We start from the raw sequence: 22,237 nt of genomic DNA on the forward strand, positions 1-22,237 counted from the left end.
CGGTTTCACTTTCTCCGCCGCGCTTGTCCAAGGCGCGCCCATAGCAATCCAAAACGAGGACGAGACTTTTTCCCGGGGGCTTCTCTGGAGTCAATCGCCTTGGAACGTGTAGTGGAGCGAAGCGCCTCGTCTGCCTCTGCGCTGAGGACGACATGGCTACCAGCCCGCGCAGCCATGTGCTGCGCGAATTCCATGGTGGAATGCAGTTCAGAGGAATGCCCGTAGAACGCTCCGGTCACATCGCGGAATGCCCACTGCGTGCCCACCCGGCACACGACCAGCGTTTGCGCCATTTTGCAGAAAGCCCCTGACAGACGGCGAAAAACCCAGCCGCTCCTATTTGGTTCCACAGAGGGGCAAAGAGGTTCAGGGGACGGCCCGCCAGGCTCCGCGTCGCAGCGGAGCTTTCGCCTGCGGCCGGCAGCCGGCTCCCGGCAGGCCTCTTCGAGAGAACCGAGTGTCGGGTCGCAAGAAAACGGTGGCAATGGGCGGCTGCGGCAGTTACCGAGGCGAAGGTGAGTTTAAGCAGGGGGCCAATTTGCCGCTAGATGAGGCCCTCAGGCAGCTGCGCTCGCGCGAGGCGGAGCTTGCGCGCGTTCAGCGCATCGGCCAGATCGGGGGCCTCGAGGTCGACCTCCGCCAGGGGGCGTTTCGCAATAAGCGCTCGCCTGAATATCTCGCGGTGCACGGCCTGCCGCCGGAAGCCGCGGACGAAACCCACGAGGCGTGGGTCGCGCGGATTCACCCGGAGGACCGTGAGCGTATTGTCAGCCACTTCCATCGCAGCGTTTTCGGTTTCGACTGCGAGTACGAGGCCGAGTACAGGATCATTCGGCCCGCGGACGGGGAGTTGCGATGGATCTTGGCCAAGGCAGAGATCCATCGCGACGATGCCGGAAAGCCAATCAAGCTCATCGGTGCCCATATCGACATCACGGCGCGCCGCACTGCGGAGGAGCAGCGCGAGTTGATTGCACGCGAGCTCCAGCATCGCATCGGCAACATCTTCACTGTGATCGGCAGCTTGGTATCAATGGCTGCGCGGGAGGAGCCGGCAGCCGCTGGCTTCGCCGAGGAAATCGTCGGAAGGATCTCGGCCCTCAGCCGGGCGCACAGCATCGTCCTCAACAAAGTCGGCGACCATTCACCCGACATACTCTCGGGCCTGATCGGCCGGCTGGTCGCGCCCTACAACGGCGGCGGAAAGAGCCGCATCGAGGTCCACGGGGACAATGTCGAAGTGGGCCAGTCCTCGTCGACCGCCATCGCCCTCGTGTTCCACGAACTCGCCACAAACGCCGTCAAGCACGGAGCTCTTTCTACCGATGCCGGCAAGGTGCGGGTGACCGTTCAGGCTTCCGGCGAGCGCGTCCTGCTGCGATGGGAGGAGCAAGGCGGGCCTGTAATCGTGGGCAATCCCGAACGGCAGGGCTTCGGGAGCCTGCTCGTCGACCGCGCGGCCAAATCGCAGCTTGGGGCCCGCATGGAGTTCGACTGGCGCGCTTCCGGCCTCGTCGCAGAAATCGAAATGGCCGCCGCCAAGCTGGCCGCCTAACTGGGAACGGGTGCGTCGACGCATCGCGCTCGCGGCGCTCGGGCCGCGTCGACGGTGCCCTCGTATCCCTGGCGCTCTCCGGCTGGATAAAGGAAAGGCGGCGGGCTTCGATCGCGTGGGATCGATCCGATGGGCCGCAGGTTTGATTACCATGCAATTCAAGCCTGACCTCGCTCCCGACCCCTATATCCTCGTCCTGACCGGTGTGGGGGTGCTCGTCGCACTCGTCGTTTGGCTGCCATTGGCCCTGCGGCGGCTGCCTCTCTCTCTCCCTATCGTTTGCCTCGGCTTGGGCGCGGCAATCTTCTCTCTTCCTTGGGTCTCACTGGACCCACTGCCCATGCGCTACCCGCGGATCACAGAGCGCCTCTCGGAGATCGTGGTCATCATCGCGCTCATGGGCGCGGGCCTGAAGCTGGATCGGGTGTTCGACTTCAGGACCTGGGGGATTACGTGGCGGCTGATCGCGATCACCATGCCGCTCAGCATCGCCGCGATTACCCTCTTGTCAGGCTGGTGGCTAAGCCTGTCGTGGACAATGGCGTTGCTACTGGGCTCCGCGCTGGCGCCGACCGACCCTGTGCTGGCTGCCGATGTCCAAGTCGGGCCGCCGGGGTCTGGCCAAGAGGACGAGGTACGCTTCGGCCTGACCTCGGAAGCGGGCTTGAATGACGGCTTTGCCTTTCCGTTCGTTCACCTTGCCATCGCCCTGTCGCTCGCGACCTCGACCGGAAAGCCGTGGCTGGTGGAATGGCTAACCTTGAATGTTCTCTGGGAAATCGGCGCAGGGGTCGCGGGAGGCTACGTCGTTGGGAAAGCCTTCGGGTGGTTGACCTTCCACGCCCCTGCTCGGGCGAAGTTCGCTCGGACGGGCGACGGGCTGATCGCGATCTCGGCCACCTTCGTTTCATATGGGCTGACCGAGATGCTTCACTGTTACGGTTTTCTCGCCGTCTTCGTGACAGCCCTGACATTCCGCCATGCCGACAGGGATCACGACTTCCAGCTCAATATGCACGAGCTCACCGAACAGGTTGAGCGCCTAGCCATGATGGCGCTTCTTCTGCTCCTGGGAGGCGCGTTGGTGAGCGGGCTGCTGGCCCCTCTCGGATGGCTGGAAATCGCGACCTCGCTCGTGATCCTGCTCGTGATCCGCCCGGTCGCTGGAATGATCGGGCTTTGGGGCCACGACGCGAGCAAGGCCGAGAAAGCGACCATCGCCTTCTTCGGTATCCGAGGTGTCGGCTCCGTCTACTATCTCGCCTACGGCCTCAACCACATCGGCGAGGTCGACAGCGGCGCTCGCCTCTGGTCGATCGTTGGACTGACGATTTTCATGTCGGTGGTGATGCACGGAATAACGGTCACGCCGCTCATGCGAGTGCTGGACAGGCGCCATGGGCGGAATCCAGACGCCGAATAGCGCTGGAGGAATGCGCTCGCCGCTCGCCTAAGCGCGGCCGGGTCAATAGTGGGTGTGACGCAGAGCTTGGTTCAGCGAATGGGCGAAAGCCGATTTCAACTGCCGCGACTTCGTCATGGTGCCCGTTTCGATGGATCCGCAGCTCGCTCCTGCAGCCTACGGCCAATCAGTGCTACGAGTTGCCGAACCGTCGTGCAGGCTTGCATCTCCTCGTCCGGTAGCATGTCGCAGTCGAACTCGCGTTCGATCGCGTTCCCGATGAGGGTCAGATCATCCAGTTCAAGCCCGATGTCCTCGACCTCTGCGCTAAGGTCCAGCTTGTCGCGGTTTACCAATCCTTCGCTCGCGATGATTTCGAGGAGGCGCGCAACGAGCGCGGCGTCGTTTTCGATAAGGTCCGCCATTCACCCCTCTTCGGAAAAGTGCTGCTTCAACACGATCATCGCAACAACGCGCACCCCCATCCTTCTGAACGGTCTTTGGGGAAGTGTCTTGTCGATCGGCATGCGGACAGCTCCGCTACAGCTTATGGTAGGTCACGACAGCCGTGAGAAACGGCAGGCCTAGTCGGCCGGCCGTGCCCTTCACCATCGTCCCACTCTCGTCTATTCGAAAGAACCAGTCGTCGAAGTTCAGCTTCGTGGTCTCCCCGTCAATGCCGGGAACGTTGCGGGTGTAGACCCAGTGGAAAGCGCAGCCGGACGCGCACCCCTCTGCTGTGCCGTCTAAGGATGGCTCCGAGCCTTCGAATTTGCCGCCGCCGACCGGCTTTATAAGCCACCGCAGCTCATCGACCTGACCATCGTCGAACGTCCACGTTTCCGAGAACGCAATTTGCCCGTGGGGCAGCTCCCGACCGGCTGCCCTCAGTGAGGCTCGTCGCTTCAAACCGCCCAACGGGCCTTCGAGCATCGCCCAGCCGACCATCCGGCCGGTGAAGAAATCCCGTGGTTGGAAAGCGGGCAGCATCCCCGAAAAGTCGTCGGCCTTCATCCGCGTAGTCCTCCATGTGAACGCAACCCGCTCGCGCGTCGATGGTTCGGTCGGTCAGCGGCCGATGATGGGAAGTGGGGAGTGAACGGGGACAAGAGCACCGCCAAGAAGGGCGCTCCATTCCGAAACAGGGTGTCAGGACAAGATCCTCTAAGGGGAAGGCGCGCAGAGCAGGCCCTCGAGGTTGTCCGAGGGGAAGCCAGCCTCCGGGAGCTTTCATCCGACCGCGGTGCGAGAGCAAAGACCGGCAGGGTCACCCCCTATGCAGGTGAATTCCGATATTGACCCGCGGCCAGTCTTCACGACTGGATGTGGCGTTCTGTTAAAATCGGCCAGCGGCGTCGTAAAAAGCATGCAGAGTTCATGGATCTTCTCACCCCGTACCCGCGCGGTCTGGCTGAGGATGCTTGTCGTCATCGCGCTCGCCGCCGGATTGATCACGCCGGCCCTCCTTCTCCGTTGAATGCCTGCGCCTCGGCGTGTGGTCTGGAGAGGGCCGCCGAACTGCCGCGCCTTAGAGCAGCCTCGGCTGCGCCGGGGCTGCGGGTTCGGGGAGATCTGCCTCGCGCCGTCTGAGTTCGGTCAGGGCACTGAAGCGGAGATCGGAGTCGCGACTAGCGGCCAATTCCCGCAGCGAGGCTGCGCTCACCAGATTCCAGCTCTTGCCGCGGTCTGGACCAGCCGGGACGCGGGGTAGGAGGCCGGGCTCGCTACTCCAAAAGAGCAACTGGGCGAGCGAGGTTTCGTTCAGCATGTCGCGCAGGTGGTGCGCCGTGACGTAGGCGTCAGGCAAGGCTCGGTGCGCGGGCAACCCGACCTCGTGCACGAGCCCGGTCGGCCGCCTCAGGTACCGGAGCATCTGGTTCGAGAAGCGCGGCAGGTCAGGCCAGAGCCGCAAGGCGCACTTCCAGGTGCAGACCCACTGCGCGCCTCCGCTTAGTCCGGGCCGGCAGAAGCGCTGTTCGAAGGCCGCTCGGTGCGCCGCCAGCGCCGCAAGGCCGCCCGCCGGGCGTAGAACGGAGGATGCGATCTCTTTCCAGAACGGTGCTCCAGCCACGTCCTCGTCGCGAATGTGGTGAACCGCCATCGTGTCTGGCGAGATCGGCCTGCCGGGGTTCACGAGGTGGGCGCCGCGCTCCTCGGCGAGCTCCCACCGGCCGTCCGCGCCGATAGCGACATCCTGCCAGCCGACCTCGCAGACATCGTGCGGCCCCTCGCCGGCCGTCTCCAGGTCGATAACTCTGATGCGCTCCATGAGCCTGAGATCAGCACTGTAGCTGGCCAACGCAAGTCAGCATCAGCTCAGGCTTCCGCGTTGTCTGGCTGGATCGCCTGGGCGCTAGGGCCGTGGAACAGGCGACAGCCACTCAAGTTGTCTCGGCAGTCGGGGGGCTTCCAAGGAGACGAACCCATGAAGAAGTATATTGTGATCGCGGCGGTTCTGATGGCTCCCGCTCTGGCCCATGCGCAGAACCCGGAAGGCGCGCGCGGCGGCGCGGCGGCGGGTGCAGCCACGGGGGCCGTGGGAGGCGCGATTGTCGGGGGCCCGGTCGGCGCGGTTGTGGGCGGTGTGGGCGGCGCGGTCGTTGGCGGGATCGCCGGCGATGCAACGCCGCGCTTCAAGACCTACGTGCGCGCCAACGAAGTGCCCTCCTACACCTACCGCGAAGACGTTCGGGTTGGAGCGGTATTGCCCGAGAGCGGCGTAACCTATCGCGAAGTGCCGTCCGAGTTCGGCACCAAGGGCTATCGCTATACGGTCGTCAACGATCGCACGGTGATCGTCGAGCCACAGTCCCGAAGGATCATTCAGGTCATTGAATGACGGATCACTTCGCCAGACTTAAACACTGATAATCTATGACAAGGTCCGGTCCCGTGACGCGAGGCCGGACCTTTCTGGGGCCGGCCCGGTAGGGAACCGGCGTCGTCTGCGTGCAGGCATTTTGAATATCTGCGGCCGAGGGTCTCCTACGACGGTGACGATCTTCACGGCTTCTCGCTAGCCGGATCGGCCCGAGCAATTTCCAGGACCCGGGATTTTCTACTGCGGCGGCGCGAAACCTTGCCTCCATGTCACGGAATCACCATCAGCCAATGTCTGCCATGACGGAACTCGATGCCCCTGCCCTCGCACAGCGGCTTATCGGGGTCGCATTGCTGGTCGACGGCGTAGGTGGAACGATCGTGGAGACCGAGGCCTACACGCGCGACGATCCGGCGTCGCACAGCTTCCGAGGGCCCACTCCTACCAACGCGGCCATGTTCGGGGCGTCTCTTCACGCCTACGTCTACCGGTCCTATGGCCTGCATTGGTGCCTCAACGCCGTCGCGGTCGACGGAGGCGCGGTTCTCATTCGCGCGCTCGCTCCAGAGCGAGGAATCGATCGGATGGCGGATCGCCGCGGCGGCCCAAAAAACCTCTGCTCGGGTCCCGGGCGGCTTGCGCAAGCCCTCGGCGTCAATGCCAGCCACAATGGGCTGAGCCTATCGGAGCCGCCATTTCTTCTGATCGATAGGAGCAGCCCGCCGATACTGGTGTGCGGCCCGAGGATCGGAATTTCGAGAGCTCTGGACCGCCTCTGGCGCTTCGGCCTCGCCGGGTCCCCTCACCTAAGCCGGCCCTTTGCGTAGCCGCCCCGCCGGTCGGCGGCCAGCATCGCGGGCCAGTTGCTGCCGGCGATTTCGCCGCAGCACTTTCGCTGTGCGACCTTCTCTGGCGTTCCCAGCGCGAAGCTAGCTTTGCTGTAAAAACAGCCCTTCACTTGCGGTGAGATTACTCACACAAAGCTGGCCACGACCGGCAGACCCATCTCATCCAGAGCGGACACGGCAGCTTGGGATCCCGTTCAGGCCAGAGTGCGGACACTGGGCTCGCGGGCCCATTGGCGCGTGCGCGCGGGCTGCAGGAAATCAGCCGCTGAATTGCCGAGCGCGACCACTCCGTCGTCCGGCACTACATCGGCCTTGTCCAGAAGTGGCTTGGCCTCTGCGCTGTGGCCGATCGCCTTGAGATGCCCGAAAGCGTCCTTTGCAAAGTCGATCGCCGCACCCTCTTTCAGCAGCGCGGCGCAACCGGCCTCCGAGACAATGATCGCGATCGCGTCGAAGAGCACGGAGGGTGTGCCAGCGAGCTGGCCATCGGCCTTGAGAGTCTTGCCATCCTTGAGCTTCACGCCGCCGATCTTCGGCGCAACAATCTTCACGGCCCCGCCATCCCGCTCAACCGCTGCCTTGAGGGAGGAGATCGCGCCACCGTCCGCGCCGTCCGAAACCAGGATGCCGACTGTCCGGCCCTTCAACATCTCGGGATACTTTCCGACGATGCGAAGCGCGGGCGATGGCTCCATGTCAGTCGGCGCCGTGGCCGGCTTTGACCCTTTCGGCAACGGCATCGCGAGCCCGTCCGCCACGCGCTGCGCCAAGCTCTCGTCCACATTGACGAGGTTGGCCATCACGCGATTTCGGACGTGCTCCAGCGTGACCTTCGAGAGCTCGAAGACGAGCGCGCTCGCCAGATGGGCCTGCTCGATCTCGGTCTGCGAACGGTAGAACAGCCGCGCATGGCTGTAGTGGTCCGCGAAGCTCTCCGCGCGCAGCCGGACCTTATGCTCCTCGACCGGGACCGAGGCTGTCCGAAAGCCGCCGACGGGATCCTCGCGCGGGCCGCCGTCTTCACCAGCCTCGGCAAGGCTGTTGGGCTCGTAATTAGCCCGGCCGGCAAAGACTTGGGTCTGCATCTGCCCGTCTCGCTGCATGTTCTGGAATGGGCAGCCCTTGGCCCTGTTGATCGGAATCTCATGGAAGTTCACGGTCCCTAGCCGCGAGAGTTGAGTGTCCTGGTACGAGAACAAGCGCCCCTGCAGAAGCGGGTCCTCCGAGACGTCGATCCCCGGCGGCATGTTGGTCGGCAGGAAGGCAGCCTGCTCGGTCTCGGCGAAAAAGTTGTCCGGGTTGCGGTTCAGCACCATACGGCCGACGGTGCGGATCGGCACCAGCTCCTCCGGGATCACCTTGGTTGCGTCGAGGATGTCGAAGGGAAGAGCGTCGGCCTCATCCTGGCTGAGGAGCTGGACTCCGAACTCCCATTCCGGAAAATCGCCGTTGGCGATTGCTTCATAGAGGTCGCGGCGGTGATAGTCGGGGTCCGCCCCGGCGATCTTCACGGCCTCGTCCCAGCAAGTCGACTGCGTTCCAAGCTTGGGCCGCCAGTGAAACTTGACGAATGTCGGCTCGCCCTTCTCATTCAGCAGGCGGAAGGTGTTGACGCCAAAGCCTTCGATCATCCGCAGCGAACGCGGAATGGCGCGGTCTGACATTGCCCACATGATCATGTGGGTCGATTCCGGCATCAATCCCACGAAATCCCAAAAGGTGTCGTGGGCGCTGGCTGCCTGCGGATAGCCGCGATCGGCCTCCATCTTCACCGCGTGGATCAGGTCGGGAAACTTGATCGCATCCTGTATGAAGAAAACCGGGATATTGTTGCCGACCAGGTCCCAGTTCCCTTCCTTCGTGTAAAACTTCACTGCGAAGCCGCGCACGTCGCGGGGCGTGTCGACCGAGCCCGCGCCGCCGGCGACCGTCGAGAACCGCGCGAAGACCTCGGTCTTGACGCCGACTTCAGTCAGCACCCTCGCGCGCGTGAACTCACCGAGGGACTCCGTCAGCTCGAAGAAGCCGTGGGCCGCGGAGCCGCGCGCGTGGACAATGCGCTCGGGAATTCTCTCGTGGTCGAAATGCTGGATTTTCTCGCGGAGCACAAAGTCTTCCAGCAGCGTCGGACCGCGCGCCCCAGCCTTGAGTGAATTTTGGTTGTCGCTGACGGGGACACCATGATTGGTGGTGATACGGGCTTCGGCTTGGGCGGCCGTCTGGTGCAGCTCACCGCCATCGCCGATCTTGGCTTTCGAACCGGAGGCAACGTCGCGGGGGGAGCGGGCCATCGCACTGTGTCCTTCATTGGCTAACCAGCGGCTGATCCGCGTTACGAGATCACGGCCGCATGCGGGGCGCTGGGAAACGACGCGAAACAGGCTCGCCTACCGCGACGGTGCGAAGACCAGGCACAGCAAACCCGCCTTGGGGTGGTCCTGTGCAAACGACGTGGAAGCTTTCTAAGTTCCCGCCCAGTGTGGTGCATTTCGGGGGCGGCCCCCGCGCTTTACGAAATCACGGCTCGCTTGTCGCCGAGCAGAGCGGCGCTAGACGGGTTATCTGAGCAAAGGCGGTGGTAGACCATCTCTATTTGTACTCTCCGATGCGCGTCGGGAACCCTCGTCGTGACCGCTCGTTGCGCCGAAGCGGGGGGCGGTATGGCGGCGCATTCGGGATCGCGAAAAGTCATCTATGCGGCGCTGGCAGGCAATCTCCTGATCGCGGCGACCAAATTCATCGCCGCGGCCTGGACGGGTAGCTCCGCGATGCTGTCGGAGGGCGTCCACTCCTTGGTCGACACAGGCAATGGCGCGCTTCTGCTCTATGGCTTGAACCGAGCGGCTCGGCCGCCCGATCTCACGCATCCCTTCGGACACGGACGTGAACTCTATTTCTGGAGTTTCATCGTCGCGCTGCTGGTTTTCGCGGTCGGGGCCGGCGTATCGCTCTACGAGGGGGTGTCCCATGTCGTAACGCCGCATCCAGCGACGAACCTCACCGCGAACTATGTCGTGCTCGGCCTATCGGCCATGTTCGAGGGCTATTCTTGGCGGATTGCGTTGAAGGAGTTCAGGGAGGCCAAGGGCGCGCTCGGGTATTTTGCAGCCGTGCGGCAAAGCAAGGACCCGAGCGTCTTCACGGTGCTGTTCGAAGACACCGCAGCACTGCTAGGCCTGCTCATCGCTTTTGCTGGCATCACCGCAGCGGCCTACTTCGAGCGGCCCGAGCTCGATGGCGCAGCCTCGATCCTGATCGGCGTCATTCTTGCGGCGACCGCGGTGCTTCTCGCTCGGGAAAGCAAGGCCCTGCTTATCGGGGAAGCCGCTCTGCCCCATGTGCAGGAAGAGATCAGGGCTGCGGTCCAGGGTGATCCGGATGTCGAGCGTGTCAACGGCATGACAACGGTTCATCTGGGGCCCGACCAGATCGTCGTGGCTCTTAGCCTCGAATTCAAGGACGACCGCTCCACGGGGGATATCGAGGATTGCGTTGAGCGCATCGAGGCGAGGCTGAGGAAACGCCGCTCGGACATCGTCTCGGTCTTTGTGAAACCGCAGACCTCTGCCGCTTGGCGGGAAAGGCGTGCCAAGCTGGTCGAGTAGGATTCGAGCTCGCCGGAGGCGAGCTTCTTGGCGTTCTGTTCAGTCAATAGCCCGGATAGGCGTGCCGCTTCAGCAAGCCGGCTAGATGTGCTGCATTGCGCGCGAGCATTCGGTTCGTCTTGGCGGTGGTTTCAGGAATTTCGTCGAGATCGATCAAGTTCACGCTGCCCATAGCCTCCCCGACCCAATAGGTCGGGCCGCCGGCCGCGATCGTAAACCCGACGTCGAACAATGCCTGGGCGATTTCGGCGGAGACGTGATGGGCTCCGTCCTCGTTGCCCACGACGGCGATGGCAGCGACTTTGCCGTAGGCAGGCGTCCGGTTCTGATCGTCCGCTTCGTCGAGGAACGCATCCATGCGCTCCAGCACCCGCTTGGCGACGCTCGACGTCTGCCCGAGCCAGATCGGGGTGCCGATCAGCAGGATGTCACAAGCATCGATCTTGCGCCTGAGTGCCGGCCAGTCGTCGCCTTTCCCTTCATCGGAGGAGACGCCCGGCTTGATGCTGAGCGCGGCGACTCGAACGATCTCCCGCTTGCAGTTGTCGGGGAACTCAGCGAGAGCCAATTCAAGAATGCGCTGGGTTGAAGACTGACCTTCGGCTTTCAGGGTGCAATTGAGAGCCAGGATTTTGAGCGTCATTTCGAAATCCTATCGTTTTTGGAGACTGAAGGCCGTCCAGGCGCCCCCACCTGCGGCGGATGGCGGTCAGCGATCTTTTCGCGACGGCAGAAGCGTGCCGATGAGCGAACGAGCGGTGTTGGTCACCACGTTGCCGGTTTCGGGATCGCCGCTGATCAGGGCGCCCGCCAGTCCACGCGCCTGAGCGAAGTTGATGTGAGGCGGTAGTGGCGGAACGTTTGGATCGGTGACCATGTCGAGAACGAAGGGCCGGTCGGCCGCGAGAGCCTCGTCCCATGCCGGCCCTACCTGCTCGGGGTCCTCGACGCGACGCCCGCCCAGACCCATGAGCTTCGCGATATCGGCGTAGGGGATGTCCGGGAGGTCCTGGCTGGTGGGCCATTTCGGGTCGCCGGCCTGGACGCGCTCTTCCCAGGTCACATAGGCCAGCTCTCGATTGTTCAGCACCATGACGATCAAGCGGGGATCGCTCCACCGCTTCCAGTACTTCGCGATCGTAACGAGCTCGGACATTCCGTTCATCTGCATCGCGCCGTCTCCCGCCAGCGCAATCGCGGGCCGGTCGGGGTGGGCAAATTTCGCGGCGATGGCGTAGGGAACGGCACAGCCCATCGTGGCAAGGGTTCCGGAAACGGACCCCATCATCCCGCGCCGAAACCGAAGATGTCGCGCATACCAGACGGTGGTCGTTCCGCTGTCCGCCGTTACGATGCACTGGTCGGGCAGGCGATCCGACAATTCCGACACAACACGCTGCGGATTGATCGGTGAGGCGTCGACCATCGCGCTTTCACGGGCTTCCTGCCATCCTTCGCTGACACTGGCCTCGATCGTCGTTCGCCAATCACAATCCCCCTTTGGCTTCAGCAGCGGCAGGAGAGCTTCCAGCGTTGCCGCGGCGTCGCCGATGAGATTGACCTCCATGGGATAGCGCAGGCCCAACATGCCTGAATCGATGTCGATCTGGACGCCACGCGCCTGTCCCGGCTTCGGCAAGAACTCGGTGTATGGAAAGCCCGAACCGACCATCAGCAGCGTGTCGCAGCCCTGCATCATATCCCAGCTGGCCTTTGTGCCGAGCAATCCGATCGACCCGGTGCAAAACGCCACGTCGTCCGGGACAGCGGCTTTGCCGAGCAACGCTTTGGCGATGCCTGCCTTCAGCTTCTCCGCCGTGGCAAGCACGGCATCGGTCGCGCCAAGCGCGCCGGCGCCAACCAGGATCGCGACCTTCTTCCCTGCGTTGAGCACATCGGCCGCGCGCTGCAGAGCCGGCTCGGCGGGAACGACCGGCGAGAGTTCGATCCCGACACCGGAATGGGTCATGCCGTGCTCGCGCGTCGGCTCCTCCATGGTTTCGAGCTGAAGGTCGTTCGGTAGAATGACGCAGGTAACGCGACGCTGCGCTTCAGCGATCCGGAAGGCGCGGTCAATGAGGTGTGGCACCTGGGTGGCGACAGAAGCTGTCTCGACATAGGCGCCGGCAACGTCCTTGAACAGCGACTGAAGATCGAGATCCTGCTGATAGTGGGAGCCCATCGCCGAGCGAGCCTGCTGCCCGACCAACGCTACGACCGGACGGTGATCGAGCCGCGCGTCGTACAGGCCGTTCAGGAGGTGCACGGCTCCCGGTCCCGAAGTCGCGATGCACACCCCGACTTTTCCCGTGAAGCGGCTCTCGCCCGATGCCATAAGGCTCGCCATCTCCTCGTGCCGGGCTTGGACGAATTCGATGTCTCTCTCTCGCCGCTGCAGGGCCGCGATCAGTCCGCCGATGCCGTCACCTGGATAGCCGTAAACGCGCCTGACACCCCATTCGTGCAGTCGGCTCCAGATGAAATCCGAGACGGTGTGGGCCATTAGGCTCTCCAAAGGATTGGGCAGCGCAGACGCGGGAAATGGTTCCGTCGTCCACGAGCGCTGTTCCCCCAGCGCTTTGACTCTGAGCTGAACAGCCCGATTCAAGGGAGGTTCCCCTTTTGCAGCGGCCGCAGCGAGACGACGCACGGATGCTCGAATTTTGATGCACCGCACCGGGCGCAGCTCGATATGCGGGCGTATGAGCACTGAAAGCCGGCAATCTGGAACAGGTCGAGCTTGACGGGTGTTTGGCAAGGGTTCCCCAGGAGCCCTCAATGTCCGATCGTAGTGAGCTAGCGACCCCTCCCCTGGCCTATCGCCCAGAGTTCGAGCAGCCCGAGCCGCAGGAGCGCGCGACTGAGGACGGGCTCGTGTCGACGCTTCGCGGCATCAGCGAAACGACACTCAAGGAAGAGGGCCGCCCGCTACGCAGCGTACACGCCAAGAGTCACGCGCTGCTCCAAGGGGAACTGACGGTAGCCCCGGACCTTCCGCCCGAACTCGCCCAGGGCCTGTTTTCCACGCCCGGCCGCTACCCCGTCATCATGCGGCTCTCGACGATCCCCGGCGACGTCCTCGACGACGACGTCTCGGTGCCTCGCGGGCTGGCCATTAAGGTGATCGGGGTCGAGGGTGACCGCCTCCCCGGCTCCGAGACCGAGGCCGTTCAGGATTTCGTGCTGGTCAATGGACCAGTCTTCGCCGCCCCCAATGGCAAGGCCTTCCTCGGAAACCTCAAGCTCCTGGCGGCGACCACCGACAAGGTCCAGTTCTTGAAGAAGGCCCTGAGCTACACGTTACGGGGCATCGAGACCGCGGTCGAAAGTGTCGGCGGCAAAAGCGCGACTCTGAAGCAGCTCGGCGGGCATCCCGCTACGCATCCTCTCGGCGAGACCTATTTCAGCGCCGCCCCGATCCTGTTTGGCGAGTACATGGCCAAGGTCCAGCTCGTCCCCGTCCTCCCTGAGTTGACCAGCCTCACCGATCAGCCGGTCAAGGTCTTTGGGCACCCGGACGGGCTGCGCGAGGCCTGCAACGCCTTCTTCGCCCATCATGGCGCCCGCTGGGAACTTCGTGTCCAGCTGTGCACCGACCTTGAGACGATGCCGATCGAGGATGCGAGCGTCGAGTGGCCGGAGGAACAGAGCCCCTATCGGACGGTCGCGACGATCAGTGCCCCCACGCAGATCGCCTGGGACGAGGAGAAGTCGCGCGCGATCGATGACGGCCAGTTCTTCAGTCCCTGGCATGGGCTCGCGGCGCATCGTCCGCTCGGTTCGATCATGCGCCTGCGCAAGGCAGCCTACCGCAGTTCCGCGCGCTTCCGCTCGGAACACAGCGGCTGCCCGATGCGCCAGCCCCGGAACCTCGAGGACGTCGATCTGCCGGCCTGACCGCCGGCTGCCGTGTAGCCCATTGGCCGTCGTTTAGCCCGTATAATCGCGCCGTGTAGCCCGATTAGGTGTTGTAGATGAGCTATCTTCGTCTCAGGCGGCCCGACCTTCTGCTCGTGGTCACCGGCCAAGTAGGCGGCGTTCAAGCAAAGCTTGCATGTCGCGGCGACCGTCGGCGATGACCAGTATGACGACTTTGCCACCGATGACGCGGTAGGTCAGGCGATACGGGTCGAGCAAAATCTGCCGAAACTCCCGAACGCCCAACGCCTCAAGCTCCTTCGGGAAGATGCCCCGGTCGGGGTAACGCTCCAGTGTGGAGATGTTCTCAAGGAATGCATTGAGAAGCGACTCGGACGCGTCCATTGATCGATGTTCGGCAAGGTAGGCGTGAATGGCTTCGAGATCATCCTCCGCGCCTCGCGTCAGCTCGACCTCAAACCGCCCTTCCTTCATCGGCGATCAGCCGCTTTCCCGCGTAATCTTTCGACGACAGCGCGAGCTGGCTTGGTCTTGCTTGCATCCACATCCTGATTGCCGATGGCGAGCAGCTTCAACAGCGCGAGCGTCTCTTGCGTCCGCTCGAAGGAGGCCACGTCCTGCAGCACCGCCCTGGCCTCGCCATTCTGCGTGATGACCAGAGGCTCCCGCCTCTCAGCGAGATCCAGCAGGATTTCGGCCGCATTCGCCTTCAGATAGCTGATCGGCTTGACCTGGGTCGAATATCTCATAGCTACCACCCGGTCTAAATTCGGTCCGAATATAGTCCACCGCATCCAGCGCGGCAAGAACGCAGCATGAGCTGCATCTTCGGAGCCGATTATTGAGCTGGACGGACACTTTGCCCGGCAACCTGACCAACAGCCGGTGTGTAGCACGGTACGACGTACAATCGGGCGACGCCCCGCGCGCAATCGGGCGCTCTTCGAACGGATCTGTTTGAAGGATTTGGCCTGGCGGGATCGGGGATCGGGCTAAACGGCACCGGCCGCAGCACACATCTTTCAGTCCCATGGAACTTCGCTAGCAGCTTCCTGTTTGCACCACATCAGCGGCCGGGGGGTCATCATCATTGGATTGGAGCGTTCCGGATGTCCCAGACTCAACCCGGCCCGTCCGGTATTCCAATCCAGGCCACGATCAATGGCGAGCCGCGCCGCATCGCGGTCCAACCCTCGACCACGCTCCTTGACCTGCTCAGGCACGATCTGGCGCTGACGGGCACGAAAAAGGGGTGTGATCACGGCCAGTGCGGCGCTTGTACCGTCCTCATCGACGGCCGTCGCATCAATTCGTGCCTACAGCTTGCCGTCATGCAGGATGGCAAGGAGATCACCACGATCGAGGGGGTCGGGCAGGCCAGCCAACTGCACCCGTTGCAGCAGGCCTTCATCGAGCGCGACGCCTTCCAGTGCGGCTACTGTACGCCCGGACAGATATGCTCCGGCATCGCGCTGATCGAGGAAGGGCATGCCGCCACGCGAGACGAGATCCGCGAGTTGATGAGCGGCAATATCTGTCGCTGCGGCGCCTATCCCAACATTGTCGACGCGATCGAGGACGTGCTGGTCCGGCGCTCGGGCGTCAGTCGGGAGGCCGCTGAATGAACCGCTTTTCCTATCATCGCGCAGAAACCCTTGCGGACGCGATCTCACATCTTAAGGGCAACCCGGCCGCAGCGATCATCGCAGGAGGGACGAACCTCGTCGATCTAATGAAATACGAGGTAGAGCGCCCGGGTGAACTGGTCGATGTGACCCGTCTCGACGAACTGCGCGGCATCTCCGAGACCCCGAATGGCGGGCTGCGCATCGGCGCGCTCGTGCCCAACAGCGACGTCGCCTATGACGAGCGCATCAACGCGCGCTATCCGCTGCTGGCCCATGCCGTGCTCGCGGGTGCGACGCCGCAATTGCGGAACGCCGCCACGACGGGCGGCAATCTCAACCAACGCACCCGCTGCTACTACTTCAACGACGTCGCCACGCCCTGCAACAAGCGCGAACCGGGTTCGGGCTGCAGCGCGATCGGTGGCGTCAACCGCATCCATGCCATCCTTGGTGCGAGCGACTACTGCATCGCGACGCACCCCTCGGACATGTGCGTCGCATTGGCAGCGCTCGATGCTGAGGTCGAGGTTGTCGGGCCGGATGGCGAGCGGCGGATCGCCTTCGCCGACTATCATCGCCTGCCCGGAGACGAGCCTCAGCGTGACAACATCCTGCGCCCAGGCGAGATCGTCGTCGCGGTAACGCTGCCGCGAGAGGCGTCAGCTTTCGCCGGGAACTATAGCTATCTAAAGCTGCGCGACCGCTTGTCCTACGCCTTCGCGCTGGTCTCGGTGGCGGCGGCACTGAAGGTCGACGGCAGGCGGATCGCTGCGGCGCGGGTGGCGCTGGGCGGCGTCGCGCACAAGCCGTGGCGGAAGCTGGAAGCCGAGGAGGCTCTCGTTGGCATGTCCGCTGACGACGCATTCTTCTCCCGCGCCGCCGATATCCTGCTCGCAGGCGCCCAGCCGCACGAACACAATGCCTTCAAGATCGATCTCGCGCGCCGCGCGATCGTTCGCACGCTATCTCAGGCGGCGGCCGGCACACCGCAGTCCTTGACCGACAAGCGGATCGCGTGAGGAGAACGCCATGCTGAGAAACGATCCGCATATCGGCTCTCCCCGCAACCGCGTGGACGGGCCGGCCAAGGTAACCGGCGCCGCGACCTACGCGGCCGAGTTCGCCGCCGAATGTCTCGGTTACGGCTATATCGTCGAGAGTTCGATCGCCCGCGGGCGCATCCGCTCGATTGATGTCAGCGCGGCGGAAGCGGCACCCGGCGTGATCATGATCTTCACGCACGAAAATCGGCCTCAGACCGCCTGGTTCACCTACAAGTACCGCGACCAGGTCGGACCTCCCGGCTCGCCCTTCCGCCCCCTATACAGCGACGAGATCCAGTATAGCGGGCAGCCCATCGCGTTGGTCGTGGCGACCAGCTTCGACGCCGCCCGCGAGGCTGCCGCTCTCGTCTCGGTCTCCTACGAGGAGGAGCCGCATATGACGGATTTGAGCATTGCCCGCAGCGATGCCTACGAGCCCCCCAAAAAGCGTATGGGCATCGCCCCTCCGCCCGACCCGCGCGGGGATGCCGTCAAAGCGTTCAGCGAGGCTACGGTCCGCGTCAGTGCGGAGTACTCCATCGCGGCCGAGCACCACAATCCGATGGAGCCGCACGCGACGACTGTGATCTGGGAGGGGAAGGGCAAGATCACGGTCCACGACAAGACTCAGGGCGTGCAGAACAGCCAAGCCTATGTCGCCAGCGTCTTCGGGCTTTCGAGCGACGAAGTCCGCGTTGTCGCGCCTTACGTCGGTGGAGGCTTCGGCTCCGGCCTGCGCCCACAGCACCAGCTCTTCCTCGCCGTGATGGCGTCACTGGCGCTCGAACGCTCGGTGCGCGTCGAGCTGACGCGTCAGCAAATGTTCAGCCACGTCCACCGGCCGGAGACGATCAATGCCGTGTCGCTCGGCGCCGATGCCGGCGGCAAGCTGGTGTCGATCCAGCACCACGCGGTCGCCGCGACCTCGCAGTTCGAGGATCACCAGGAGAACGTCGTCAACTGGTCGGGAATGCTCTACCACGCGCCTAATGTCGACCTGCGCTACGAACTGGCCAAGCTCGACATCTACTCTCCCGGAGACATGCGGGCGCCGGGCGCACCGCTCGGTCTGTTCGCGCTCGAAAGCGCGATGGACGAATTGGCGATCGCCGCGAATATCGACCCGATCGATCTGCGCCTGCGGAACTACACTGACCATGATGAGAACAATGGCAAGGCCTTCACCTCGAAGGAGCTCCGGGCCTGCTATCGCGAGGGCGCAGCACGGTTCGGCTGGAGCAAGCGCAACGCACAGCCGAGCTCGATGCGCGACGGCCGCGAGCTGATCGGCTGGGGCATGGCAAGCGGCGTCTGGGAGGCAGGCATGATGAAGACAGCGGCGCGCGCGGTCTTCACGGCCGATGGCCGCCTGGAGCTCTCCTGCGCGACCTCCGACATCGGCACTGGAACCTACACCATCCTGAGCCAGATCGGCGCCGAGACGCTTGGCCTGGAGATGGAGCAGGTCACCGTGAGGCTGGCAGACTCGACCCTTCCGGCTTCGCCGGTGCAGGGCGGGTCGTGGACGGCGGCCTCAGCTGGAAGCGCTGTGATGGCAGCGTGCCAAGAGTTGCAGGCGCAGCTCTTCAAGCTGGCGCGGAAAGTCGATGGCTCGCCGCTCGCGGATGCCGGCGAGGATGACATCGCGTTCGCGAATGGCCGCATACTCCTACGAACCAATCCCGCGAAATCCGTTGCTCTGGCAGAGGTCATTGCGGCGTCCGGCGAAACGAAACTGGAGGCGGAGAAGAGCGCCAGCCCCGGCTTGATCGGGGCGATGCGCTACGCCTCCTACACTCATTCAGCCGTGTTCGCGGAGGTTCGGATCGACGAGGAACTCGGGCAGATACGTGTCACGCGCATCGTCAATGCGGTCGCGGCCGGCCGCATTCTCAATCCCAAGACCGCCCGCAGCCAGATCATAGGCGGTGTGGTCTGGGGCATCGGCATGGCGCTGCATGAGGAGACCCTGACCGATCATTGCCTCGGTCGCATCGTGAACCACTCGCTGGCCGAATATCATGTCCCGGCAAACGCCGACATCTACGACATCGACGTGGTCTTCGTCGAAGAGCACGACGACAAGGCGAGCCCGATCGGCGTCAAGGGACTCGGCGAGATCGGCATCGTCGGCACTGCGGCCGCCATCGCCAACGCGATCCACCACGCGACAGGCAAGCGCCTGCGCAGCCTTCCCATGACCATCGACAAGCTGTTGGCTGCATGACGGGAAAGGAGAATAGCTTGAAAATCTCGAACCACGACGAGTACGAGGCGGCGGTCGCTCGGGCGAGCTCGCTTTCAGACGCGCCAGATGGCTCTCCTTCCGCGGCCGAGCATGCCGAACTGGTCGCAGCTATCCGATCTTGGGATGAGCAGCACAAAGGCGAAAACAGTCATGGTCCCGAGCCTTCGGAGGGTTTGAACCGGCCGGATGACCTTCGGATATCGGGTCTTCCAGGGAACCTCGGCAAGTTGCGCAAGACCTGAGCAGCTCCCGACAGAATGCCGCGTCGAAGGCAACTGGAGAGCCGCTGTCGCGTTCTTGGCCAGGTAGTAGATGGCGAGGCACCAATGTCCGAAAGAGCCGTGGCGTTTGTCGAAGTGTGGATCGCGGAGAACGTGGCCACTGAGGCGTTCCTGGAAGATGGGAACGATGCTCGGCTGGAGCAGCTGGCAGGAGTGGCAATTAGTGCAGCTGAGGCTCTGGGAATTTCGGAAAGCGAAATCCTAGAGGAATTCCCAGACCTTCCGTCGCGTATGGCTGAGGCGGTCAATGGCGCGGCCGACATCGAACTCCGCCGTCAGATCGACAGTGATGACTGAGGGCACGCGGCGCCGCGGATGTCGCGCATGCTACCGCGCGCTTCCATTAGCCCTTGGAGTTGTGGGCATCGTCGGCGCCGTAGCACTCGCCGTGGGCAGTCCCCGCGCAGACCGTCGCGAACGGAAATACGCAGCCAAGGCGGAGGGCCGTTCCGCGGCCGGAATCGAGGCATCAGCACCCACGCAGATTCCGGCACGGGGTTGGCACGAGATCCTCGCCCGCACCTACTCGGAGGTCAATCGCGACCGCGTGCAGGCGGTGGCGGCAGGGGTCACGTTTTACAGCCTGCTCGCTCTCTTCCCGGCTCTGACAGCTTTCGTTTCGCTTTATGCCCTCTTCAACGATCCAAGCGCGATCGCCGACCATCTTCGAGAGCTGGACGCCTTCCTTCCGGCAGGGGCGACCGATTTTCTCACCGACCAGGTCACCCGTATCGGCAGCGGCAAAGGCGCGACCCTCGGGCTCGCATTCTTCTTCGGCCTGGCAATGGCGCTGTGGAGCGCCAACGCCGGCGTAAAGGCCTTGTTTGATGCATTGAATGTCGCTTACGGCGAGGACGAAAAAAGGGGATTCCTGAAGCTCAATGCGGTTTCTCTTGCATTTACGGCAGGCATCATAGCCTTCCTGTTGATCTCCTTGGGCGCGATCGCGGCAATTCCGATCATCCTAGATTACGTCTACCTGGCGTCTGCGAGCGAATGGCTCATCTCGGTCGGTCGTTGGCCTCTGCTCTTCATCGCGCTCGTGGTCGGCCTCGGGATTCTCTACCGTTTCGGACCCAGCCGTGATGATGCGCAGTGGAAGTGGGTGAGCCCGGGCGCCTTGGTTGCTGCGGTAGCCTGGGTCATTGGGTCGATCCTGTTCTCTTGGTACGTGGCCAATTTCGAGGACTACAACAAGACGTACGGGGCGATCGGCGCGGTCATCGGACTGCTGACTTGGATGTGGCTGTCCGCGACGATCCTGCTCGTGGGTGCGGAACTCAATGCCGAGGCCGAACGGCAGACAGACCGGGATACGACGGAGGGTTTTCCAATGCCGATCGGAGCGCGCGGCGCTGACGCGGCGGATCGCAAGCCGTAGCTATCCGTGCTCAGGACGATGGATCGATCCGATCCGCTACGGCATCCTTCTTTGCCCGCGGCAGGAGCGTCATCAGGAGGATGAAGGCGGAGAGAACGAAGCAAACGCTGTTCGTGGCGATCAGTGGCCACTCGCCGAGGCCGATACCGTAGGCCGTCCAGAACGCGAAGCCCGTGACGGTGAAACTGTAAGTCGCCGGCGAGATCGCCTGTGTATCGCGCGTCCTGACGATCCGCCAGGCTTGGGGGGCGAAGCTGATGGTCGAACAAAGTGCGGCGCCGGTTCCGACGACTGCGATCCAGTTCATCGCGGGCCCCTGTGGGAAGTAGCGTCGGGCGTCCGCACGAGCCTTGTGCTGATGCGTCTACGCATTCGCCCGCTTTTTCGAACTCTGGCGGGTACCCGTGTGATTTGAGCGGAGCCGCGTTGTCGAGAGGCGAGCATTGCTTCTGGAGCCGGACTTCGGCGAGACATCCCTCGCCCGCGTGGCGCGGGCCTCGGCATTCAAGCGGTAGAAGCCGTAGCCGACGGCTGCCGCGAGGATGAGTGGTGCGGGCAGCCTGGTCGCCAAAACCGTCAAGGGAACCGAGAGTCTTTCTGGAATGTCCCCGCGCTCGACGCCCCGGGCAATCCAAGCACCCGCCAGACTTGAGAATGCGGCGCGGATCACTTCTTTTCCTCGGCTGCCCCCGGTGTGATCGGAACCTGCTCGGCGACTGGGTCGCTTGCCGGAAATGTGTCCTTCAGCGCTCTCTCCAGTTTCTGATCGGGCGTTAGCTCTCGCTCCTCCTTGCGTTGCGCCTTCTGCTCTTGGCGCAGGCTCTCCACCGCGGGGCTGTTATCGTTTGCCATGCATTCCTCCATCGATCCCGAAAGCGTCGCGGATTCAAACGCGCCCGGCATCCCGCCCGTTCCTTTCCGGCGCCTTGGAGCTGCAGACACTCAGCTGAACCGGCCCCACAAGTCTTTGGAAGCTCCATGAAGACCGATGCCGGCGGGCAACGACGCTTGTTTGGACCGGTGACCGCAAGCTCAGGTCGCGACACGGATAGCGCGCATGGCGGTGGTGGCTATTCTTTTGACCTGGTCGCCTGCTTGCTGGTGCTCGCCATACCGGAGCGAGGCCGGATGGCCGCGTCGAGGAAACTACCCAGTTGCTATTTTCTGGAAGCAAAGGCGGCTATTGCGGCCGGAGGAGCCGGTCGCTCCTAAACCGGCGACCTCTCCGCCAGCTCGTCGTTCGTTAGCTTAGTCACAGCCCGAAACGAGGCATCGTCGCCCCGCTCGAATTGCACTTCGCCGTGTCGGAGGACTACAACCTTCGCGCCCACGCCGAGAAATCCGCCGAGGCTCACGATGACCTGCATCTCTTCGCCTTTGCCGTGGATCTGCCCTACGGCCCCGATCTTACTGCCGTCGGGCCCGTGCAGAGGGGTACCTTCGAGAATGCTCTCGCTCAGGCTGCTTTCGTCCGGTTTCTTGTCGTCATCCATGAAGTCACCTCTCGGATGACGAACGTGCGCGCCGGCGTGGCGTTCCGAGTTGG

General features: G+C 63.5%; 24 protein-coding genes. 13 read left to right on the plus strand and 11 right to left on the minus strand.

Annotation, left to right across the window (positions count from 1 at the left end; translation table 11 throughout):
* Positions 1 to 457 precede the first annotated feature (457 nt).
* Both AC3WMA_RS17775 and AC3WMA_RS17780 read left to right on the plus strand, forming a co-directional pair.
* Positions 458 to 1,555: a PAS domain-containing protein gene (locus AC3WMA_RS17775; protein ID WP_492286683.1), complete on the plus strand. Its 1,098-nt coding sequence runs from the start codon at positions 458 to 460 to the stop codon at positions 1,553 to 1,555.
* Positions 1,556 to 1,706: 151 nt separating this feature from the next.
* Complete coding sequence (locus AC3WMA_RS17780; RefSeq protein WP_492286684.1) at positions 1,707 to 2,978, plus strand: cation:proton antiporter; 1,272 nt, start codon at positions 1,707 to 1,709, stop codon at positions 2,976 to 2,978.
* Positions 2,979 to 3,091: 113 nt separating this feature from the next.
* Here the strand turns inward: AC3WMA_RS17780 and AC3WMA_RS17785 are convergent, their stop codons facing one another.
* From AC3WMA_RS17785 to AC3WMA_RS17795, 3 genes are all read right to left on the minus strand, one after another.
* Entirely contained in the window at positions 3,092 to 3,382 is a 291-nt protein-coding gene (locus AC3WMA_RS17785) for a phosphopantetheine-binding protein (protein WP_492286685.1), read from the minus strand.
* Positions 3,383 to 3,497: 115 nt separating this feature from the next.
* A complete protein-coding gene (locus AC3WMA_RS17790) occupies positions 3,498 to 3,971 on the minus strand; it encodes a DUF3833 family protein (RefSeq protein WP_492286686.1) in 474 nt (157 codons plus the stop codon).
* A gap of 514 nt (positions 3,972 to 4,485) precedes the next feature.
* Positions 4,486 to 5,256 (minus strand): exonuclease domain-containing protein, encoded by a 771-nt coding sequence (locus AC3WMA_RS17795; protein WP_492286687.1) that lies wholly within the window; start codon positions 5,254 to 5,256, stop codon positions 4,486 to 4,488.
* 126 nt (positions 5,257 to 5,382) lie between these two features.
* Here AC3WMA_RS17795 and AC3WMA_RS17800 point away from each other — a divergent pair, with 126 nt between their 5' ends.
* Both AC3WMA_RS17800 and AC3WMA_RS17805 read left to right on the plus strand, forming a co-directional pair.
* Positions 5,383 to 5,796 (plus strand): DUF1236 domain-containing protein, encoded by a 414-nt coding sequence (locus tag AC3WMA_RS17800; RefSeq protein WP_492286688.1) that lies wholly within the window; start codon positions 5,383 to 5,385, stop codon positions 5,794 to 5,796.
* Positions 5,797 to 6,077: 281 nt separating this feature from the next.
* Complete coding sequence (locus AC3WMA_RS17805; RefSeq protein ID WP_492286689.1) at positions 6,078 to 6,605, plus strand: DNA-3-methyladenine glycosylase; 528 nt, start codon at positions 6,078 to 6,080, stop codon at positions 6,603 to 6,605.
* A gap of 215 nt (positions 6,606 to 6,820) precedes the next feature.
* On the opposite strand, the gene AC3WMA_RS17810 is transcribed toward AC3WMA_RS17805, so the two are convergent.
* Entirely contained in the window at positions 6,821 to 8,917 is a 2,097-nt protein-coding gene (locus AC3WMA_RS17810; protein ID WP_492286690.1) for a catalase, read from the minus strand.
* 369 nt (positions 8,918 to 9,286) lie between these two features.
* Here AC3WMA_RS17810 and AC3WMA_RS17815 point away from each other — a divergent pair, with 369 nt between their 5' ends.
* Positions 9,287 to 10,231 (plus strand): cation diffusion facilitator family transporter, encoded by a 945-nt coding sequence (locus AC3WMA_RS17815; RefSeq protein ID WP_492287092.1) that lies wholly within the window; start codon positions 9,287 to 9,289, stop codon positions 10,229 to 10,231.
* 43 nt (positions 10,232 to 10,274) lie between these two features.
* Here the strand turns inward: AC3WMA_RS17815 and AC3WMA_RS17820 are convergent, their stop codons facing one another.
* Positions 10,275 to 10,874, minus strand: a complete 600-nt coding sequence (locus AC3WMA_RS17820) for a flavodoxin family protein (RefSeq protein WP_492286691.1) — start codon at positions 10,872 to 10,874, stop codon at positions 10,275 to 10,277.
* Between the two features lie 66 nt (positions 10,875 to 10,940).
* Complete coding sequence (locus AC3WMA_RS17825) at positions 10,941 to 12,734, minus strand: thiamine pyrophosphate-requiring protein (protein ID WP_492286692.1); 1,794 nt, start codon at positions 12,732 to 12,734, stop codon at positions 10,941 to 10,943.
* A gap of 275 nt (positions 12,735 to 13,009) precedes the next feature.
* On the opposite strand from AC3WMA_RS17825, the gene AC3WMA_RS17830 reads away from it, so the two are divergent.
* Positions 13,010 to 14,128 (plus strand): catalase family protein, encoded by a 1,119-nt coding sequence (locus AC3WMA_RS17830; protein ID WP_492286693.1) that lies wholly within the window; start codon positions 13,010 to 13,012, stop codon positions 14,126 to 14,128.
* A gap of 120 nt (positions 14,129 to 14,248) precedes the next feature.
* On the opposite strand, the gene AC3WMA_RS17835 is transcribed toward AC3WMA_RS17830, so the two are convergent.
* Complete coding sequence (locus tag AC3WMA_RS17835; protein ID WP_492286694.1) at positions 14,249 to 14,584, minus strand: type II toxin-antitoxin system RelE/ParE family toxin; 336 nt, start codon at positions 14,582 to 14,584, stop codon at positions 14,249 to 14,251.
* Entirely contained in the window at positions 14,581 to 14,859 is a 279-nt protein-coding gene (locus AC3WMA_RS17840; protein ID WP_492286695.1) for a type II toxin-antitoxin system Phd/YefM family antitoxin, read from the minus strand. The genes AC3WMA_RS17835 and AC3WMA_RS17840 overlap by 4 nt, the downstream gene beginning before the upstream one ends.
* 360 nt (positions 14,860 to 15,219) lie before the next feature.
* On the opposite strand from AC3WMA_RS17840, the gene AC3WMA_RS17845 reads away from it, so the two are divergent.
* The 6 genes from AC3WMA_RS17845 (at position 15,220) to AC3WMA_RS17870 (ending at position 20,691) form a co-directional block, all read left to right on the plus strand.
* Complete coding sequence (locus AC3WMA_RS17845; RefSeq protein WP_492286696.1) at positions 15,220 to 15,735, plus strand: (2Fe-2S)-binding protein; 516 nt, start codon at positions 15,220 to 15,222, stop codon at positions 15,733 to 15,735.
* Entirely contained in the window at positions 15,732 to 16,757 is a 1,026-nt protein-coding gene (locus AC3WMA_RS17850; protein WP_492286697.1) for an FAD binding domain-containing protein, read from the plus strand. The genes AC3WMA_RS17845 and AC3WMA_RS17850 overlap by 4 nt, the downstream gene beginning before the upstream one ends.
* Positions 16,758 to 16,767: 10 nt before the next feature.
* Entirely contained in the window at positions 16,768 to 19,008 is a 2,241-nt protein-coding gene (locus AC3WMA_RS17855) for a xanthine dehydrogenase family protein molybdopterin-binding subunit (RefSeq protein WP_492286698.1), read from the plus strand.
* Between the two features lie 17 nt (positions 19,009 to 19,025).
* Positions 19,026 to 19,271 (plus strand): hypothetical protein, encoded by a 246-nt coding sequence (locus AC3WMA_RS17860; protein WP_492286699.1) that lies wholly within the window; start codon positions 19,026 to 19,028, stop codon positions 19,269 to 19,271.
* A gap of 84 nt (positions 19,272 to 19,355) precedes the next feature.
* Positions 19,356 to 19,607, plus strand: a complete 252-nt coding sequence (locus AC3WMA_RS17865) for a hypothetical protein (protein ID WP_492286700.1) — start codon at positions 19,356 to 19,358, stop codon at positions 19,605 to 19,607.
* Between the two features lie 61 nt (positions 19,608 to 19,668).
* On the plus strand, positions 19,669 to 20,691 hold the full coding sequence (locus AC3WMA_RS17870) for a YihY/virulence factor BrkB family protein (RefSeq protein ID WP_492286701.1): 1,023 nt from the start codon (positions 19,669 to 19,671) through the stop codon (positions 20,689 to 20,691).
* 10 nt (positions 20,692 to 20,701) lie between these two features.
* On the opposite strand, the gene AC3WMA_RS17875 is transcribed toward AC3WMA_RS17870, so the two are convergent.
* Complete coding sequence (locus tag AC3WMA_RS17875) at positions 20,702 to 20,998, minus strand: SemiSWEET family sugar transporter (RefSeq protein ID WP_492286702.1); 297 nt, start codon at positions 20,996 to 20,998, stop codon at positions 20,702 to 20,704.
* A 359-nt stretch (positions 20,999 to 21,357) separates the two neighbouring features.
* Entirely contained in the window at positions 21,358 to 21,543 is a 186-nt protein-coding gene (locus AC3WMA_RS17880; protein ID WP_492286703.1) for a hypothetical protein, read from the minus strand.
* Positions 21,544 to 21,669: 126 nt separating this feature from the next.
* Here AC3WMA_RS17880 and AC3WMA_RS17885 point away from each other — a divergent pair, with 126 nt between their 5' ends.
* A complete protein-coding gene (locus AC3WMA_RS17885) occupies positions 21,670 to 21,903 on the plus strand; it encodes a hypothetical protein (RefSeq protein WP_492286704.1) in 234 nt (77 codons plus the stop codon).
* Here AC3WMA_RS17885 and AC3WMA_RS17890 read toward each other — a convergent pair.
* Positions 21,900 to 22,184, minus strand: coding sequence for a PRC-barrel domain containing protein (locus AC3WMA_RS17890; RefSeq protein ID WP_492286705.1), 285 nt, complete (start codon positions 22,182 to 22,184; stop codon positions 21,900 to 21,902). The two genes, AC3WMA_RS17885 and AC3WMA_RS17890, sit on opposite strands and share 4 nt — an antisense overlap.
* Positions 22,185 to 22,237 lie beyond the last annotated feature (53 nt).

Source organism: Allobosea sp. FW305-C-101, from assembly GCF_058783685.1.

What these genes read in the sequence shown, in the direction of transcription:
- AC3WMA_RS17890 (WP_492286705.1), bottom strand. Translation starts at nt 22,184, where the DNA reads ATGGATGACGACAAGAAACCGGACGAAAGCAGCCTGAGCGAGAGCATT.
- AC3WMA_RS17835 (WP_492286694.1), bottom strand. Translation starts at nt 14,584, where the DNA reads ATGAAGGAAGGGCGGTTTGAGGTCGAGCTGACGCGAGGCGCGGAGGAT.
- AC3WMA_RS17820 (WP_492286691.1), bottom strand. Translation starts at nt 10,874, where the DNA reads ATGACGCTCAAAATCCTGGCTCTCAATTGCACCCTGAAAGCCGAAGGT.
- AC3WMA_RS17830 (WP_492286693.1), top strand. Translation starts at nt 13,010, where the DNA reads ATGTCCGATCGTAGTGAGCTAGCGACCCCTCCCCTGGCCTATCGCCCA.
- AC3WMA_RS17875 (WP_492286702.1), bottom strand. Translation starts at nt 20,998, where the DNA reads ATGAACTGGATCGCAGTCGTCGGAACCGGCGCCGCACTTTGTTCGACC.
- AC3WMA_RS17825 (WP_492286692.1), bottom strand. Translation starts at nt 12,734, where the DNA reads ATGGCCCACACCGTCTCGGATTTCATCTGGAGCCGACTGCACGAATGG.
- AC3WMA_RS17850 (WP_492286697.1), top strand. Translation starts at nt 15,732, where the DNA reads ATGAACCGCTTTTCCTATCATCGCGCAGAAACCCTTGCGGACGCGATC.
- AC3WMA_RS17885 (WP_492286704.1), top strand. Translation starts at nt 21,670, where the DNA reads ATGAAGACCGATGCCGGCGGGCAACGACGCTTGTTTGGACCGGTGACC.
- AC3WMA_RS17845 (WP_492286696.1), top strand. Translation starts at nt 15,220, where the DNA reads ATGTCCCAGACTCAACCCGGCCCGTCCGGTATTCCAATCCAGGCCACG.
- AC3WMA_RS17780 (WP_492286684.1), top strand. Translation starts at nt 1,707, where the DNA reads ATGCAATTCAAGCCTGACCTCGCTCCCGACCCCTATATCCTCGTCCTG.
- AC3WMA_RS17815 (WP_492287092.1), top strand. Translation starts at nt 9,287, where the DNA reads ATGGCGGCGCATTCGGGATCGCGAAAAGTCATCTATGCGGCGCTGGCA.
- AC3WMA_RS17865 (WP_492286700.1), top strand. Translation starts at nt 19,356, where the DNA reads ATGTCCGAAAGAGCCGTGGCGTTTGTCGAAGTGTGGATCGCGGAGAAC.
- AC3WMA_RS17855 (WP_492286698.1), top strand. Translation starts at nt 16,768, where the DNA reads ATGCTGAGAAACGATCCGCATATCGGCTCTCCCCGCAACCGCGTGGAC.
- AC3WMA_RS17810 (WP_492286690.1), bottom strand. Translation starts at nt 8,917, where the DNA reads ATGGCCCGCTCCCCCCGCGACGTTGCCTCCGGTTCGAAAGCCAAGATC.
- AC3WMA_RS17840 (WP_492286695.1), bottom strand. Translation starts at nt 14,859, where the DNA reads ATGAGATATTCGACCCAGGTCAAGCCGATCAGCTATCTGAAGGCGAAT.
- AC3WMA_RS17880 (WP_492286703.1), bottom strand. Translation starts at nt 21,543, where the DNA reads ATGGCAAACGATAACAGCCCCGCGGTGGAGAGCCTGCGCCAAGAGCAG.
- AC3WMA_RS17805 (WP_492286689.1), top strand. Translation starts at nt 6,078, where the DNA reads ATGACGGAACTCGATGCCCCTGCCCTCGCACAGCGGCTTATCGGGGTC.
- AC3WMA_RS17790 (WP_492286686.1), bottom strand. Translation starts at nt 3,971, where the DNA reads ATGAAGGCCGACGACTTTTCGGGGATGCTGCCCGCTTTCCAACCACGG.
- AC3WMA_RS17785 (WP_492286685.1), bottom strand. Translation starts at nt 3,382, where the DNA reads ATGGCGGACCTTATCGAAAACGACGCCGCGCTCGTTGCGCGCCTCCTC.
- AC3WMA_RS17800 (WP_492286688.1), top strand. Translation starts at nt 5,383, where the DNA reads ATGAAGAAGTATATTGTGATCGCGGCGGTTCTGATGGCTCCCGCTCTG.